This window comes from Oceanobacillus sojae, assembly GCF_900162665.1.
Classification (GTDB): Bacteria; Bacillota; Bacilli; order Bacillales; family Amphibacillaceae; genus Oceanobacillus; species Oceanobacillus sojae_A.
In genome coordinates, this window is the sequence record NZ_LT727810.1 from 116,890 (window position 1) to 132,146 (window position 15,257).

Genomic DNA, 15,257 nt, shown 5'->3' on the forward strand with positions numbered 1-15,257 from the left:
AACAAAAGTAAATGAATGACAAAGGTTATAAATACTCGGTAAAAGTAATGACTGAAACTGTGGAGGAAAAAGGATATTGTTGAAGTTCATTGTTTTGATAACTCTACTTGTTTCAGGTGGATGTTATGTACCCTATATAATATTTAAGAAACACTGAATATGCTGTTAAAGAATAAGAAAATCTTCATTTTTAAAAGATTAATAGAATAAGTGTCTATTTCTCCAATTATCAAGTAGAATAATTGGAAACACATATAAATTGGAGGCAAGGAATATGACACAGCAATATAATTATAAAAATGCGCAATTGATAGAAATGGATGCTCCCGCTCCTGATTGCACAGAAACACCGATAATGATAGATGATAAGACGATGCAACAGCGAAGAGAAAAGGTTTTACAAGAGATGCGGCGGGATGAATTGGATGCACTACTGATTTATGCGGATGTGGAACATGGAGGGAATTTTGAATATTTAGTTGGTTTTATTCCCAGATTTGAAGAGGCTTTATTAGTCCTTCATTCTAACGGAGATGCTTTTCTGGTTTTGGGAAATGAAAACTATAATAAAGTAGAATATTCAAGAATTCCGGCACATGGAATTCACTGTCCGCACTTTTCATTGCCTAATCAGCCAATGGAACCTCACAATACCATTTCAAGTGCTCTTCAGGAAGCTGGAATGAAGAAGGCAATGAAAATTGGAATGGCAGGGTGGAAGCATTTTACCAGCAGCGTCGAGGATAACCAAACTCTATTTGATATTCCTTCTTTTATTGTAGATGCAGTACGGGAAATTATTGAAAAGGAAGGCTCCATCACTAATAAAACAGATATCTTCATTGCCGGGGAACGTGGCGTGCGAAGAGTGAATAGCGCAAATGAAATTGCGCATTATGAATTTGGAGCATCACTGGCCTCAGATTGTGTTTTACGAACAATGGACAAACTGGAACTTGGTATTTCCGAGATGCAATTAGGAAATGAACTCCAATCTTACGGTCAAAGAAATAATGTCGTAACAATCGCATCAACAGGTAAAAGATTTGAAAACGGTAATCTATATCCAACTCCAGAAAAGGTAAAGTTAGGAGATGCAATCTCTTTAACAGTAGGATACAAAGGTGGATTATCAAGCAGATCCGGGTATGCTGTAATGGAGCGCTCTGAACTTTCAGATAGCAAAAAAGATTATGTGGAAGACTTGGCAGCGCCATATTATACCGCAATTACAGCCTGGCTTGAGAATATTCAAGTCGGGATGACAGGTGGAGATTTGTACAATTTGGTTAATCAGGTATTGCCGCAGGAAGAATATCATTGGGGATTATGCCCGGGGCATTTGACAGCAGATGAAGAATGGCTATCATCACCAATTTATAAGAATTCAGATGAATTAATCAAAAGCGGAATGATTTTTCAGACAGATATTATCCCTCGTGTTGCGGGGTATGACGGGGTCTCGGTAGAAAGCACCGTAGCTCTGGCTGATGAGGCATTAAAGCAGGAGATTAGAGCCGAATATCCAGCGCTTTGGGAAAGAATTATTAAAAGACAAAAGTATATAAAAGAGATGCTTGGAATCAATCTAAGCGAAAATGTTTTACCGTTATGCAGTACGGTTGCTTACCTGCGCCCGTATCTTTTGAATAAAAGGCTTGCGTTTTATTATGACCATAGCAGATGAAGTTGAACAATCAATAATTTATGCGAAATACCTAAGTGCAGAAGAGCAGAATAGATAGCCACCTAAAGGTTAGCTGTAATTATAAAGTAAGTAACAAATATGATAAGAATTTTTTTGAAAGAAGTAATGTAAACAAAAAAACTTACGAAATAGCCTGAAACCGATAGATTCATTCTAACGGTCTCAGGCTATTTCATTTCCCTTAATAACGTTCTTCATTATGAATTATGTCATTTAATAAATATAGTTTTTGTTCATCATGCGTACAAACATTGAACGGAAATGTAATTGTAAATGAAAGCGGTTGATAATAACATGAAATTAGGAGGGATGCTTAATGCTCGAGCGAAGGTCAATTGACATTATGGAAACCATTTTAGGCAACCCTAAGATTACAATTAAAGAACTGGAATTAAGAACCTCATTGACAAGGAGGAAAATTGCTTATGATTTAGAGAAAATCAATTATTGGCTGAAAACGAATAATTTACAAGAAATCAAGAAGGATCAGTACAAAGGCTTGAGTTTTCCTGGAGATGCGAATGAAATATTGAGCATTTTAGAGAAAAAGGATATAAAAGGCACTTTAAATGAAGAAGAAAGAAAATGTATCATTTTTTTCTATTTATTCATGCAAAATGAAGAAATTTCTCTGCAACATTTAATAGACGTCGTGGATGTAAGCAGAGGTACAGTAAATGATGATCTCAAAAAATTATCCGCTAACCTGAAAGAATATTTTTTGGAGATTTCCTATTCCAGAAAAAATGGTTATTACATTAAAGGAAATGAACAAGATATACGAAATGTTCTTATCATGTTCATTGTAGAAATTATTTTCAAAGGGACGAATAGAGAACTTCTGGACTTTGTTTTGGACGAGGAGATATTTGAAGAGATTACTTGTGTTTGCGGCAGGTATTTTCAAGAGCATCAAATCATTCTGTCTGACAATAATTTTTTGGAAATATGCTATATCATTGCTTTTGTTTTTATTAGAAAAAATAATACGCAAAAGTGGATTGAAATGGATAACCAATTTGAATTTCATCGTTATAATGAATATAAAATTGCCCGGGAGATTTTATCCAATCTGAGCTTTATTCATGAGAACCAAGAGGATTATGCAGCATTTCTTACATCCTTAATACTATCTTTTTCTTCCGTTAAAATAAGTCAAAAAACGAACGATTACTATTTGCTGAAGGATTTTTTATTTGAGATTATCACTAAATTGGAAACAATTTATGGAATAGATATTGGAGATAAAGAAAGCGCCTTCAAACAGATTTATTATCATTTACGACCGGCGTATTATCGTATCTTATTTCAATACCCGATAATCAATCCATTAAAGAAAAAAATTCAAGAGCAGTATAGTTTTTTATTCAAAATATTAAAAGATTTATTTGAATCTTCTTATCTGCCCAATGGAAAAATAGTATCTGACGATGAAATAGCCTATTTAACGATACATTTCGCAACACTGATGAAAGATAAGAAAACGAAAAAAATATATGCGTATACAGCAGCGGTTGTATGCCCAAACGGAACAGGGTTATCGCTGATTCTCTATAATGAGCTGACTACTCTCTTTCCTGAAATTAAGTTTCTTCAACCATTTTCACTTAATGAGCTGGAAACTATTAGCGATAGTGTAGATGTTATTTTTTCTACAAGGCTAATAAAAAGCTCCAAGCCGGTTTTTATCGCGAGTCCCGTGATGACGGATATTGAAAAAGAAAATCTGGTAAAAAATTTCTACAGGTGGAGCAATAAAAGTGTTTGTATTGATAATAGTTCCATTGTTAAAGAACTGACCAAAATTATTAGTAATTACAGTGAGATTAAGGATCCATTAAACCTGAATAAAGCATTAAGTAATATCACTGCAAATTATTTAATCTTTGATAAGAAAAGGAGACTTCCGATGTTGAGCGATATTATGACTGAACCACTCATTCAGTTGAATATTGAAGCTACTGACTGGAGAGATGCGATTAGAAAAGGCGGCGAACTTTTGATTGCCAATAATAAAGCATCTGCTAATTATGTGCAAGCAATGATTGATTCAGCGGAAGGAAATGGATCATATATTGTTATTACAAAAAATGTAGCTTTACCACATGCAAGACCAGAAGAAGGGGTGAAGGATCTGGCTATCAGTATGATTACTTTATCCAAGCCGATCAAATTTGGAAACAAAGAAAATGACCCCGTAAAATATGTATTTTGTTTATGTGCCGTCGATAACTCTACGCATTTAAGAGCTATGTCGAATCTGGTTCAGTTGTTGGATAAGAAAGAGTTTTACAGTAAGTTGGATCGTTCTATTGATTCCAAAGAAGTTGTTGATTTTATAAAGAAATGTGAAAAGGAGCTGGAAATGTAATGAGAGAAATATTAGTAGCGTGCCGAACAGGGATGGGAAGCAGTACGATGTTGAAAATAAAGGTGAGTCAGGTAGTAAAGGAAAACAATTTTCCATTTAACGTCACCCATGACACGATGAGCGCAGTTAGTCAGTTTTCGGGAGACTTATTGATAACTCTGGAGGATTTAGTACCAGATGTAGAAGACAAAGTTAAATATGTTATCGGAATTAAAAATTTAATGAATAAGGAAGAAATAAAAAGCAAAATTGAGAAGTATCTGGAAGAAGTAAAAGAGTAACTCAAGAGAGGGTGAATCGTAGTGGAACTTTTAAGGGCGTTTGCCATTGATTTATTAGGTACTGCAGCAATTCTTGTAGGGTTAATGGCTTTTATAGGGCTTGTTCTGCAAAAGAAGCCGTTTGATGAAACGTTAACTGGGACTTTGAAAACGATTGTAGGCTTCCTGATATTTTCAATTGGTTCAGGAGCAGCGGTTTTATCTCTGGATAGTTTCCAGGCTCTTTTTGGTGAAGGGTTTGGTCTGGATGGTGTTTTGCCATTAGCTGAAGCAGTTACAGCTTTAGCACAGGACAGGTTTGGAACGGTCGTATCGCTTGTTATGCTGTTTGGATTCCTGTTCAATTTATTATTTGCGAGGATTACCCCATTTAAATATATATTTCTGACAGGGCAGCATAACCTTTATTTTGCAGCATTGCTTACGGTTATCTTAAAAGCATTAGATGCAAGTAATTTTACAATTGTTGCGGTTGGAGGAATTATTTTGGGACTGGCAGCCTGCTTATTCCCGGCTATTGCACAGCCGTATATGAGAAAAATTACAGGCGATGATGAAATTGCTTTGGGTCATTATGTGAGTGTAGGTTACGCCATTTCGGGATGGGTAGGATCTAAGGTTGGTAAACCAGAGGATACAACAGAAAATTTAAAACTGCCAAAATGGCTTTCTATGTTTAAAGACTATGTCGTCGGTGTCAGTATCACCATCATTATATTCTTTTACGTAGCAACATTTGCCGCTGGGCCACAATTTGTTGAGACTATTTCAGAAGGAACCAATTGGCTGGTATATCCGTTAATCCAGGGGCTGACGTTCGCTGCTGCACTGTATGTAATTATTACTGGTGTAAGGATGCTGTTAGGGGAGATAGTGAATGCGTTTGTAGGTATTTCTGAAAAATTGATACCAAATGCAAAACCGGCACTGGACTGTCCAGTTGTATTTCCATTCGCCCCAACTGCAACTGTTATAGGCTTTTTATCTGCTTATGCAGGTGGACTATTATGCATGTTTTTGTTTGGTATTCTCGAAATGTCCGTCATTATCCCTGTTGCTGTTCCATACTTTTTCATAGGAGCGACAGCTGGCGTATTCGGTAATGCAACTGGAGGCTGGAAGGGCGCCATGGCAGGAAGCTTTGTTGTGGGTATTCTGATTGCGATTGGACCAGCAATAATCTATCCAATCATGGCGAATATCGGTCTGGTAGGAACTGCTTTTCCAGAGACAGACTTTACCATTGTCGGATTATTAGTCTATTACATTGGAAAATTAATATTAGGTTTGCTATAAACTGAAAGGATGATATAAATGAGAACACAGACAATAGAAAAGATATCAGATTTATCCGTTGCTACAATTAGAACATTGGCGATTGATAGTGTAGAGAATGCTAATCATGGTCATTTAGGAATGCCTTTGGGGGCAGCGCCAATGGGATATACACTCTTTAAAAATGTGATGAAGCACAACCCGGAAAATCCGCACTGGTATAATCGCGACAGATTTGTATTAACTTCTGGCCATGGCTCCATTTTATTATATACATTACTGCATTTAAGTGGATATCAGGTCTCAATTGATGATCTAAAAAGCTTTAGAAAACTGGGAAGTGTCACTCCAGGGCATCCAGAGGTAGATATAACTCCCGGGGTAGAAGCTACCACAGGGCCATTGGGACAAGGACTTGCTATGACAATCGGTCTGGCACTTGCTGAGGCGCATTTGGCAGAGAAATATAATAAACCGGATTTTGATATTGTTGATCATTACACGTATACGATATGTGGTGATGGAGACTTAATGGAAGGTGTAGCCCAGGAATCCGTATCTCTGGCAGGACACTTAGGATTGGGGAAATTAATTGTATTATATGATTCTAATGATGTGTGTTCCGATGGTGATCTCAGTGATACCAATTCAGAGGATGTCCAAAAAAAGTATGAATCAATGGGATGGCAGGTCATTCGCGTAGAGGATGGAAATGACATAAATGAAATCGAAAAAGCTATACAGGCGAGTAAAGAGGAGAAAAATAAACCAACATTAATTGAAGTAAAAACAATCATCGGGTTTGGCTCTCCCAATAAAAGTGGAACAGCAGCTATTCACAGTAATCCTGTTGGTCCAGAGGAGTCCGATTTAATCAGAAAAGCATATGGATGGGATTTCACGGAAGACTTTTATATTCCGGATGAAGTAAAAAAAGATTTCTCTACTATCCGTGAGAATGGAAAAGCAAGTGAAAACGAATGGGAGAATTTATTAGAAGCGTATCAAAAAGAATATCCGGAGCTGTCTAAAGAATTTCTGGCGTCAATGGAAAATAACTTTGAAACAGAGGAAATAAATATAAACTTTGAAAAAGAAAAAGTAGCAACCCGTTCCGCATCTGGAGAAGTATTGAACGCGATTGCTGATAAAATACCATTAATAGGAGGCTCTGCCGATTTAGCTTCCTCCAATAAGACAACCATTAATGGAAGTAAGTTTATAAGCAAAAATAATTATAGTGGAAGAAATATAAATTATGGTGTTCGTGAATTTGGTATGGCTTCGATTGCTAATGGATTGGCATTACATGGAGGGCTTAAACCTTACACTGGTACATTCCTGGTTTTCTCTGACTATATGCGTTCAGCTATACGGATGTCTTCGATAATGAATAAGCCATTGATATATATTTTTACGCATGACAGTATCATGCTAGGGCAGGATGGGCCTACCCATCAGCCGGTAGAGCACCTGGCTTCATTAAGAGCAATGCCGAACCTAAATGTAATTAGACCGGCAGATGCTAATGAAACTGCGGCTGCCTGGGAAATTGCAATTCAAGCTAAGCAGACCCCGACTGCGATTGTTCTTGGCAGACATGATGTACCTGTATTAGAAACTGCGGATAAAGAAGGTGTGAAAAAAGGAGCTTATATTATATCCAAAGGTAATGGAAAAGCGGCTGGTAAAATTATCGCAACTGGTTCTGAAGTAGAACTGGCAATAAAAGCGCAAACAATTTTAGAGAGAGAAGAAGTATATGTTGATGTTATTAGTATGCCAAGCTGGGAGCTGTTTTCAAAACAGGATGATGCTTATAAAAATGAAATTCTTCCTAAGGAGATTAAGAATATTTTAGCGGTGGAGATGGGTTCATCTATCGGCTGGAGAGAATTTGTCGGAGCTGATGGAGATATGTTGACCATTCATCATTTTGGGGAGTCTGGAGATGGACAAGAATTAGCTAATAAACTTGGCTTCTATCCTGAAAATATTGCTGATAGATTTAAAAGGCTGGATGAGAAAAATAGTAGGTAAGAGATTAATTGAGTTTGTATGGAATATATAATAAACCGAAAATAATGGATGAAGTCCTTTTTAGGAACTTCATCCATTATTTTGTATACTTAATATAAATATCAGGGTACCACAAGCTGGAAGGAGTATATTTGAGCAAATTCCTTTCTTAACCAATAAAGCAATTATTCTAGAATTGATGAAACAACATAATTAAACGACAGAACCTAAGTTTGAAAAGAATGCTGATTTAGAATAATATTGTCAAACTCATTCAAAACAAATAAATTATTTTCTCAAAATAAGAATAAATAAAGTAAGCAAAAAATAATATACTGCATTCTATTATAACTGAACTACCTCTTTACTTGAATTTAACAAGTAACAGGAGGTAGTTTTTCGTGGATGATGAACATTGGATTGTTACCGAACAATCCAAATAATATCTACCTCTGTATCTAAAGAATTTGGAAAGTTGTCAAGAATCGTTGGCAGTAGCCTTGATAAGGAAGATGTGAAGTATGCACATTCAACACCTGTAGAAAATTTATCGTACAGGAGTTGAAATAAATGGGTGGCTAATCTGTCTGTACAATCTTTAGCCAGATAGATTTATTTCGGAGATTTATTCATTGGATGAAGTTGGGGAAGCATTTGAAGTATCTTTTTAGAGAAAGACAGTATCGAGTGGTGGAGATGTAGAGAGTGGAACATTTTTTACTTGATTGTTTGAAATAAATTATTGGACTATTACTGGATTAATTGTTTTTAGATAAGTATTGATTTAAGTTGGCGGATAGGTAAACTCGCTTAAAGTGAATGGTGTTGCCAATAGTATCTTTATATTGTAAAAGGAGCTTTGATAGATTTTCACCTGTTTTAGCTGCACTTATTGCAGCTATCATTATAGTAATTAGCAAGAGAAAATTAAACTTTGGCAATATGATGGAGTGTCAGGTTTCTAAATGCCGGCACCGCTTATGCTTGAATTTAACTAGGAGCCGTTCTATTCGTATTAGTATTGTTGGATGTAGTAATAGTAGGTCCTGAAAACGCCTGGGAGAAAAGTGCTCATGTAACATATATTTACTTTTAATACAAATATTCTCTTCGCATTGACTTTTGTAAGCGTTTGTTTAATTATGAAGAAGAGGTGAAATGTATGATTAAAGAAGAACTAATAAAATACTTAGAAAACCAGACAGCTTTCTTAGATTTAAACAATATTAGTGAGATATTTACTTCCAAGATAATAGGGCAACAATTTAAATTAAAAAGAAATACGGTGAGTCACTATTTAAATCAATTAAATGAACAAGGAAGCGTCATTAAAATAAATACACGCCCGGTTTACTTTTTTCATAAAAGTGCTTTCGAAACACAATTCTATACACTATCCAAAGATATATATCATAGTTTAGATGAATTAAAGGAAGAGCAGCCTTTATTTCAAAAAAAGAAGGATATATTTTCATTTTTAATTGGAAATGATGCAAGTTTGGCAAGGAGTATAGAACAATTAAAGACAGCACTTTACTATCCGGAAAATGGCTTGCCAGTGTTATTGACAGGAGAAAGTGGGACAGGCAAAAGCTATATGGTAAAAATCGTATATCATTTTTGTTTAACGAATGATTTAATTAAGGAAGATGCACGACTTATTACTTTAAATTGTGCCCAGTACGCTAATAACCCTGAGCTTTTAACTAGCCATTTATTTGGACATGTTAAGGGAGCCTTTACAGGTGCAGATGAAGATCATATAGGTATTTTTGAAGAAGCTAATGGAGGGGTTTTATTTTTAGATGAAATTCATCGTTTAAACGCAGAGGGGCAGGAAAAACTATTTACTTATCTTGACCAGGGAATAATTTATCGAATGGGTGAAACAAATAATCCTCGTAAGGTCAATACAAGGTTATTCTTTGCAACTACGGAAGATTTGAATAGTGTTTTTTTATCTACTTTTATTCGTCGTATCCCTGTTCAAATTGAATTACCCTCTTTAGAGCAACGAACTCAAAATGAACGTTTAGAGATGATATATGATTTTTTAATAAAAGAAAGAGCGAAAATAAAAAAAAACTTATTAGTGAGTAGCCAAGTTTTGCACTTATTGAAAACAACTCCTCATAAAGGAAATATCGGTAAGCTGAAAAATGTAATTAAAGTAACTGTAGCAAAAGCATTTTCTGAGCAAAAGGATGCTGAGCATATTCATATTACTATTTATCATTTACCGCCTGATTTGTTAGCAAAAGCTGCTTTTAAAATAAGTGGAGTTATAGAAGAAAATGTGCACATTAATCATACAACTACTATAGAGAATTTATCCATGAAAAGAAATCCTGAAGAGCTACGGATTATTCGTGCATATGAACGATTATTAGCTAATTTTAAAAAATCTGAATCGGACATTACAGTGATTGATGATGAAATAAAAAATGAAGTAGAAAATCTATTTGATTTCTTACTATTTGAAACAGATAGAGAAAAGAAACATGAATTATTATTATTTATGACTCAATATGTACGTGATACGTTGAAACAAATGGAGGCATCTTATCAGATTACGTTCAATGGCAACAGTGTCTATGCAATAAGTTATTATCTATTTCAAAGAAGTTCTGTACGTTGGCAGCCTGAAGATGTGGAAGTTCAGGCTTTGATAAAAAAATTTAAACAGACTGTCATTAAAACATATCCTATGCTGTTTCAATATACAGAAAGGATGTTATCCATTATCAAACCCAGGCTGGACATCGAAGTATTTGATATGGATTTAATCTTACTAACCCTTTACTTTAGTCAATTGGGTTTATCCCGAGAATCCAATTTTGCAAAAGCAATCATTGTTGCTCATGGCTATGCAACTGCAAGTAGTATCGCTAATGTCGCTAACCGTTTATTACGTAAAAATATTTTTGAATCATTTGACATGCCAATAGATACGACACCACAAAAGATTGCTGAGGAAATAGTGGACTATACGGAAAAAAATGATGTAAGTAATGGACTGGTTATTTTAGTGGACATGGGCTCGCTGAAAGAAATATACTCATATTTTCCGCAACAACTATCGGTTCCCGTTATGATTATGAATAATATAACCACTCCATTAGCAATAGCTATAGGAGAAAATATTCAGAAAAATAGAAACCTATCCGAAGTAGCGATAAATTCTTTTGAAGAAAACAAGCCAGATTGGAAAATAATTTATCCACAAAAAAATAAAAATAAAGCATTATTGGCTACATGTTTTACTGGTATCGGTACAGCCACAAAAATTAGTAAACTTCTTGAAAAAAGTTTACCAGTAAATAGTTCGCTAAAGGTGCTTCCTTATGATTATCAAACACTACATGACCAAAAGGAAAAAGAGACTGTTTTTTCACTTTATGAGGTTGTTGGAATTGTAGGAACAGCAAATCCTATGATTCCAGATATTCCTTATCTATCCCTTGAGGAATTGATTTCTGGGAAAGGAACGCAACATCTTAGCGAATGGTTAATGAAAAATTTAGATGATGAGAAAGCAGAACAATTTAATAATCGATTAATTCGCAACTTTTCACTTGAAAAAGTAATTGATTCTGTAACTATCCTTGATACGGATAAAATAATGGCAGAAATTGAATTATTTATGCGAATTTTGGAGGAATTAACGGAACAAAAGATAACAAATGAAAGAAAACTTGCTTTATATGTACATGTTAGTTGTTTAATTGAGAGATTAATCCGTAATGTTCCGATTGAAATATATAGTGGAAATGGCGTTGATGAAGAGTGTCGAAAAGAGCAACTAGTTAAGATAAAAGAAGCATTCAGTGTCATAGAAGAGGATTACAGTGTCAAAATACCAAATTCAGAATTAAAATATATTTATGATATCCTCTTTCAAAAACTGGATTTTTCAATCGTTAACGAAGATTTTTAATATGTAGAAAAAGCGTGCCACTAAAGTTGGCACGCTTTTTGCATGTATATAAGTGTAAGCGAGGTGAAAAGGGATGGAAAGAAAATTAGTTTTGGCAAGTCATGGAGAATTTGCATCAGGAATTTTAAGCTCTTTAGAATTAATTTGTGGAAAGAACAGTAATATTATCACTTTGGATGCTTATTTAACAGCAAATTATGACTTAGCCTCAGAAGTTGAACAATTAATGATTGAAAACCAAGGTAAAGAATTAATCGTTATCACTGATATATTTGGAGGGAGTGTAAATAATGAATTTTTGAAATATATATATACACCTAATTTCTATCTTGCATCAGGAATGAATTTACCTTGGTTAATTGAAATTGTAACTCAGTTTATAGCAGCAAAATCAATACCAGCATTAATTAAGGATTCTCTAAATAATTCAAAGGAAATGATTCAATTTTGTAATGAAACAATTCATAAGGAAAGTGAAGAAGAGGACTTTTAAATAAGGAGGAAATAAGAATGATTAAATTATTGCGAGTGGATCACCGCCTTTTACATGGGCAAGTTGCATTCTCTTGGACGCAGAGCTTGAGTACAGATTGCATTTTGGTTGCAAATGACGATGTACCAGAAAATGAAATCAGAAAAACTACAATTAAATTAGCAAAGCCACAAGGAGTAAAATTAGTCATAAAAAATATTAACGACTCCATTAAAGCTTTGCAAAGTGGTGTAACTGATAAATATAAGTTATTTATCGTCGTTGAATCTGTAGAAGATGCATATAAGCTATCAAAAGCCTACCCAGAAATTCAAAAAATAAATTTAGGCGGTATGAAAGTTCGAGAAGGCACAAGAAATATTTCAAAAGCAGTTAATATCACAAAAGAAGAAGAAGAACTGGTTAAAGAATTGGTGGATAGAGGAGTAGAGGTGGAAATTAGACAAGTGCCGTCGGATAAAAAAATTAAAGCGCTAGACGCTTTTTAAAGAGAGGATGAAATTAAGTGATTTTACAAGCAGTCCTTCTTGGGGTTATAGCATTTATCGCTCAATCCGAATATGCACTAGGAACTTCTTTGTTATCTCGCCCAATTGTAACAGGGTTATTTACTGGAATTGCATTAGGAGATATTAAAACAGGTATCATAATGGGGGCCACTTTAGAGCTGGCTTTTATAGGTTCGTTTTCAGTTGGAGCATCTATTCCACCTGATGTCGTAACTGGAGGAATACTAGGGACAGCATTTGCTATTACTGCAGGCGCAGGAACTGAAACAGCGCTATTACTAGGGTTGCCAATTGCTACATTGACTTTGATTTTAAAAAATATCTATTTAGGATTGGTAATCCCTACAATGAATCATAAAGCAGATAATTATGCAGAGATGGGAAATTACAAAGGAGTAGAACGAATGCATTTAATTGCAGGCTTCGGACTTTCCCTCATGTTGGCGTTAATCGTATCTATTTCTTATTCTATTGGAAATAATGCTGTACAGTCGTTTTTGAATGTGATACCAGAATTTGTTCAAACCGGTCTAACTGTTGCTACAGGAATTATTCCTGCTTTAGGATTCGCTATGTTAGCGAGATTATTAATTAATAAAAGTGTCGCTCCTTATTTCTTTTTAGGGTTTATTATTGTAGCTTACTTAAATATTCCTATTACCGGAATTGCTATATTTGGAGCTATTTTAGCAGTAATTATTGTTAATATCATGAATTTCACAAAAAAGAATGAGCAATCTGCTCAGACAACAGATGGGGAGGTCCTTGATGATGAAGACTTCTGATCCAAAAGAAAAATCACTAATAACAAAAAAAGACTTAAACAAAGTTTTTTGGCGTTCTTTTCAGATGGAGTTTTCTTGGCATTATGAACGTCAAATGAATATGGCCTATGTTTATGCAATGATTCCAATCCTGAGGAAACTTTATCAGACAAAAGAGGAAATGGCTTCCGCTTTAAAACGGCATTTAGAATTTTTCAATACAACGCCTCATATTGTAACGCTGATTTTAGGAATTAACGCAGCTATGGAAGAGGAAAACCGTTTAGATAAGAAATTCGACGAAAAAGCGATTGATAGTATAAAAACTTCATTAATGGGACCGCTGGCTGGAATAGGGGATTCGTTCTTTTGGGGAACATTACGATTGATCGCAACTGGTGTAGGAACCTCGCTTGCATTACAAGGAAATATATTAGGTCCAATTTTGTTCATATTAATTTTTAACATTCCACATGTTGCATTACGTTATTTATTTACAGGTTGGGGATATAAACTAGGTACTGGTTTTTTGAAGAAAATCCAAAGTAACGGTATGATGGACAGCTTGACTTTAGGAGCATCAATTATTGGATTAGTAGTTGTTGGAGCAATGACTGCTTCGATGATAGATATTACTATTCCGCTTTCCATAGGTAGTGGGGAAGAGGCAGTTACGATTCAAAGCATTTTGGATGATATTATGCCTCAGTTATTACCATTAGCTGCTTTTGGTATCGTTTTCTATTTATTAAAGAAAGAGGTGAAACCTTTATCAATTATTGGAGGAATGGCTGTAGTTGGTATCTTGGGCGCTTGGATTGGGATATTTTAAGGAGGAATTGAAATGGTAAGTATGCTTGACTATATTTATGAAGAACAAGTAACTTTGGAAAAAATAATAAAAGAATTTGACTTTAATTTGCCGGAGTTAAAAGATGTTACACATTGTCTTATTCTAGCAACTGGATCTTCTTATAACGCATCCCTTGCAGCAAAATACTATATGGAGTCTACAGGAAATGTGTATATAGATATACAAGAACCATTTGATTTCTTGCATTACGGCAAAGTCGACCCTAAATTTGATTTAGTTATTGCTGTTTCGCAGAGCGGGAAAAGTACATCAACGATTCATGCTATTGAAAAGATAACGCAGTCTCAAAAAATAAAGACGATTACTTTGACTAGTGATAGTGAAAGTCCAATTACTAAGGTTGCGGATCGTACGTTTAATCTGAATATGGGAATTGAAAAAGTTGGTTTTGTAACAAAAGGTTATTCAGCCACTGTCCTAAATTTGATGTTACTGTCCCTAACCATCGCTTCACAATCTCATCGAATGGATGAAAAGGTTCTGGAAAAAGAGAAAGAAAATCTTTATAAAGCTGTTTACAGTATTAATAAAATTATAGATAAAACAGCAAAATTCTTTGAAAATAAAAAAGCCGAATTAAAGGAAAGCAATCGATTTCTTGCGATTGGTTATGGTCCAAATTGGGGAACAGCAAAAGAATTTGAAACTAAATTTACTGAAACAGTTCGAAAACCATCTCAAGGATTTGAATTAGAGGCCTATATGCATGGTCCTTATTTAGAGGCAAATGAAACGCACAGTATATTTTTTGTAGAAACAGATAGTGCTATTTTATCTCGCTCAAAAGCGCTAAGAGGCTATATGGAGAGTCATGTGAAACGATGTTATGTCATTTCTACCCAAAGTGCAGGGGGAGAAGATGAGCTGGCTTTAGATTTAGATGTAAGTGAGAAGATTAGTCCATTGCTATTAGTAATCCCTTTCCAATATTTTGCCTATCAAATAGCGACGATACAAGGGATTGATTTAGGGCAAAGAATATTTGATGATTTTGATCAAGTACTTCAAAGTAAAATTTAAGAAAAG

General features: G+C 34.8%; 11 protein-coding genes. All 11 read left to right on the plus strand.

Translation table 11 applies throughout. The annotated features are described in order from the left end of the window. The first annotated feature begins 274 nt into the window (after positions 1-274). The 11 genes from BN1068_RS04380 to BN1068_RS04430 all read left to right on the plus strand — a co-directional run bounded on the left by BN1068_RS04380 (position 275) and on the right by BN1068_RS04430 (position 15,251). Positions 275-1,687, plus strand: coding sequence for a M24 family metallopeptidase (locus BN1068_RS04380; RefSeq protein WP_077601622.1), 1,413 nt, complete (start codon positions 275-277; stop codon positions 1,685-1,687). Positions 1,688-2,024: 337 nt separating this feature from the next. Continuing rightward, positions 2,025-4,079, plus strand: a complete 2,055-nt coding sequence (locus tag BN1068_RS04385) for a BglG family transcription antiterminator (protein WP_077601623.1) — start codon at positions 2,025-2,027, stop codon at positions 4,077-4,079. Further along, positions 4,079-4,360, plus strand: a complete 282-nt coding sequence (locus tag BN1068_RS04390; protein WP_077601624.1) for a PTS sugar transporter subunit IIB — start codon at positions 4,079-4,081, stop codon at positions 4,358-4,360. Before BN1068_RS04385 ends, BN1068_RS04390 begins: the two co-directional genes overlap by 1 nt. A gap of 21 nt (positions 4,361-4,381) precedes the next feature. Then, the gene (locus BN1068_RS04395) at positions 4,382-5,656 is read left to right on the plus strand and encodes a PTS ascorbate transporter subunit IIC (RefSeq protein WP_077601625.1); all 1,275 of its coding nucleotides are present in this window, start codon (positions 4,382-4,384) and stop codon (positions 5,654-5,656) included. Positions 5,657-5,674: 18 nt separating this feature from the next. Then, positions 5,675-7,675, plus strand: a complete 2,001-nt coding sequence (gene tkt / locus BN1068_RS04400; protein WP_077601626.1) for a transketolase — start codon at positions 5,675-5,677, stop codon at positions 7,673-7,675. Between the two features lie 1,141 nt (positions 7,676-8,816). Further along, entirely contained in the window at positions 8,817-11,591 is a 2,775-nt protein-coding gene (locus tag BN1068_RS04405) for a sigma-54-dependent transcriptional regulator (RefSeq protein WP_175637070.1), read from the plus strand. A gap of 73 nt (positions 11,592-11,664) precedes the next feature. After that, positions 11,665-12,084, plus strand: a complete 420-nt coding sequence (locus BN1068_RS04410; RefSeq protein WP_077601627.1) for a PTS sugar transporter subunit IIA — start codon at positions 11,665-11,667, stop codon at positions 12,082-12,084. A 17-nt stretch (positions 12,085-12,101) separates the two neighbouring features. Beyond that, a complete protein-coding gene (locus tag BN1068_RS04415; RefSeq protein WP_077601628.1) occupies positions 12,102-12,572 on the plus strand; it encodes a PTS sugar transporter subunit IIB in 471 nt (156 codons plus the stop codon). Between the two features lie 17 nt (positions 12,573-12,589). Then, a complete protein-coding gene (locus tag BN1068_RS04420) occupies positions 12,590-13,378 on the plus strand; it encodes a PTS mannose/fructose/sorbose/N-acetylgalactosamine transporter subunit IIC (RefSeq protein WP_077601629.1) in 789 nt (262 codons plus the stop codon). Continuing rightward, a complete protein-coding gene (locus tag BN1068_RS04425; protein ID WP_217697301.1) occupies positions 13,359-14,189 on the plus strand; it encodes a PTS system mannose/fructose/sorbose family transporter subunit IID in 831 nt (276 codons plus the stop codon). The genes BN1068_RS04420 and BN1068_RS04425 overlap by 20 nt, the downstream gene beginning before the upstream one ends. 12 nt (positions 14,190-14,201) lie before the next feature. After that, complete coding sequence (locus BN1068_RS04430; RefSeq protein WP_077601631.1) at positions 14,202-15,251, plus strand: SIS domain-containing protein; 1,050 nt, start codon at positions 14,202-14,204, stop codon at positions 15,249-15,251. The last annotated feature ends 6 nt before the right edge of the window (positions 15,252-15,257 follow it).

Bases quoted from the DNA above. Each gene is read 5' to 3' on its own strand.
- BN1068_RS04380 (WP_077601622.1), top strand. From the start codon at position 275: ATGACACAGCAATATAATTATAAAAATGCGCAATTGATAGAAATGGAT.
- BN1068_RS04385 (WP_077601623.1), top strand. From the start codon at position 2,025: ATGCTCGAGCGAAGGTCAATTGACATTATGGAAACCATTTTAGGCAAC.
- BN1068_RS04390 (WP_077601624.1), top strand. From the start codon at position 4,079: ATGAGAGAAATATTAGTAGCGTGCCGAACAGGGATGGGAAGCAGTACG.
- tkt (WP_077601626.1), top strand. From the start codon at position 5,675: ATGAGAACACAGACAATAGAAAAGATATCAGATTTATCCGTTGCTACA.
- BN1068_RS04405 (WP_175637070.1), top strand. From the start codon at position 8,817: ATGATTAAAGAAGAACTAATAAAATACTTAGAAAACCAGACAGCTTTC.
- BN1068_RS04410 (WP_077601627.1), top strand. From the start codon at position 11,665: ATGGAAAGAAAATTAGTTTTGGCAAGTCATGGAGAATTTGCATCAGGA.
- BN1068_RS04415 (WP_077601628.1), top strand. From the start codon at position 12,102: ATGATTAAATTATTGCGAGTGGATCACCGCCTTTTACATGGGCAAGTT.
- BN1068_RS04430 (WP_077601631.1), top strand. From the start codon at position 14,202: ATGGTAAGTATGCTTGACTATATTTATGAAGAACAAGTAACTTTGGAA.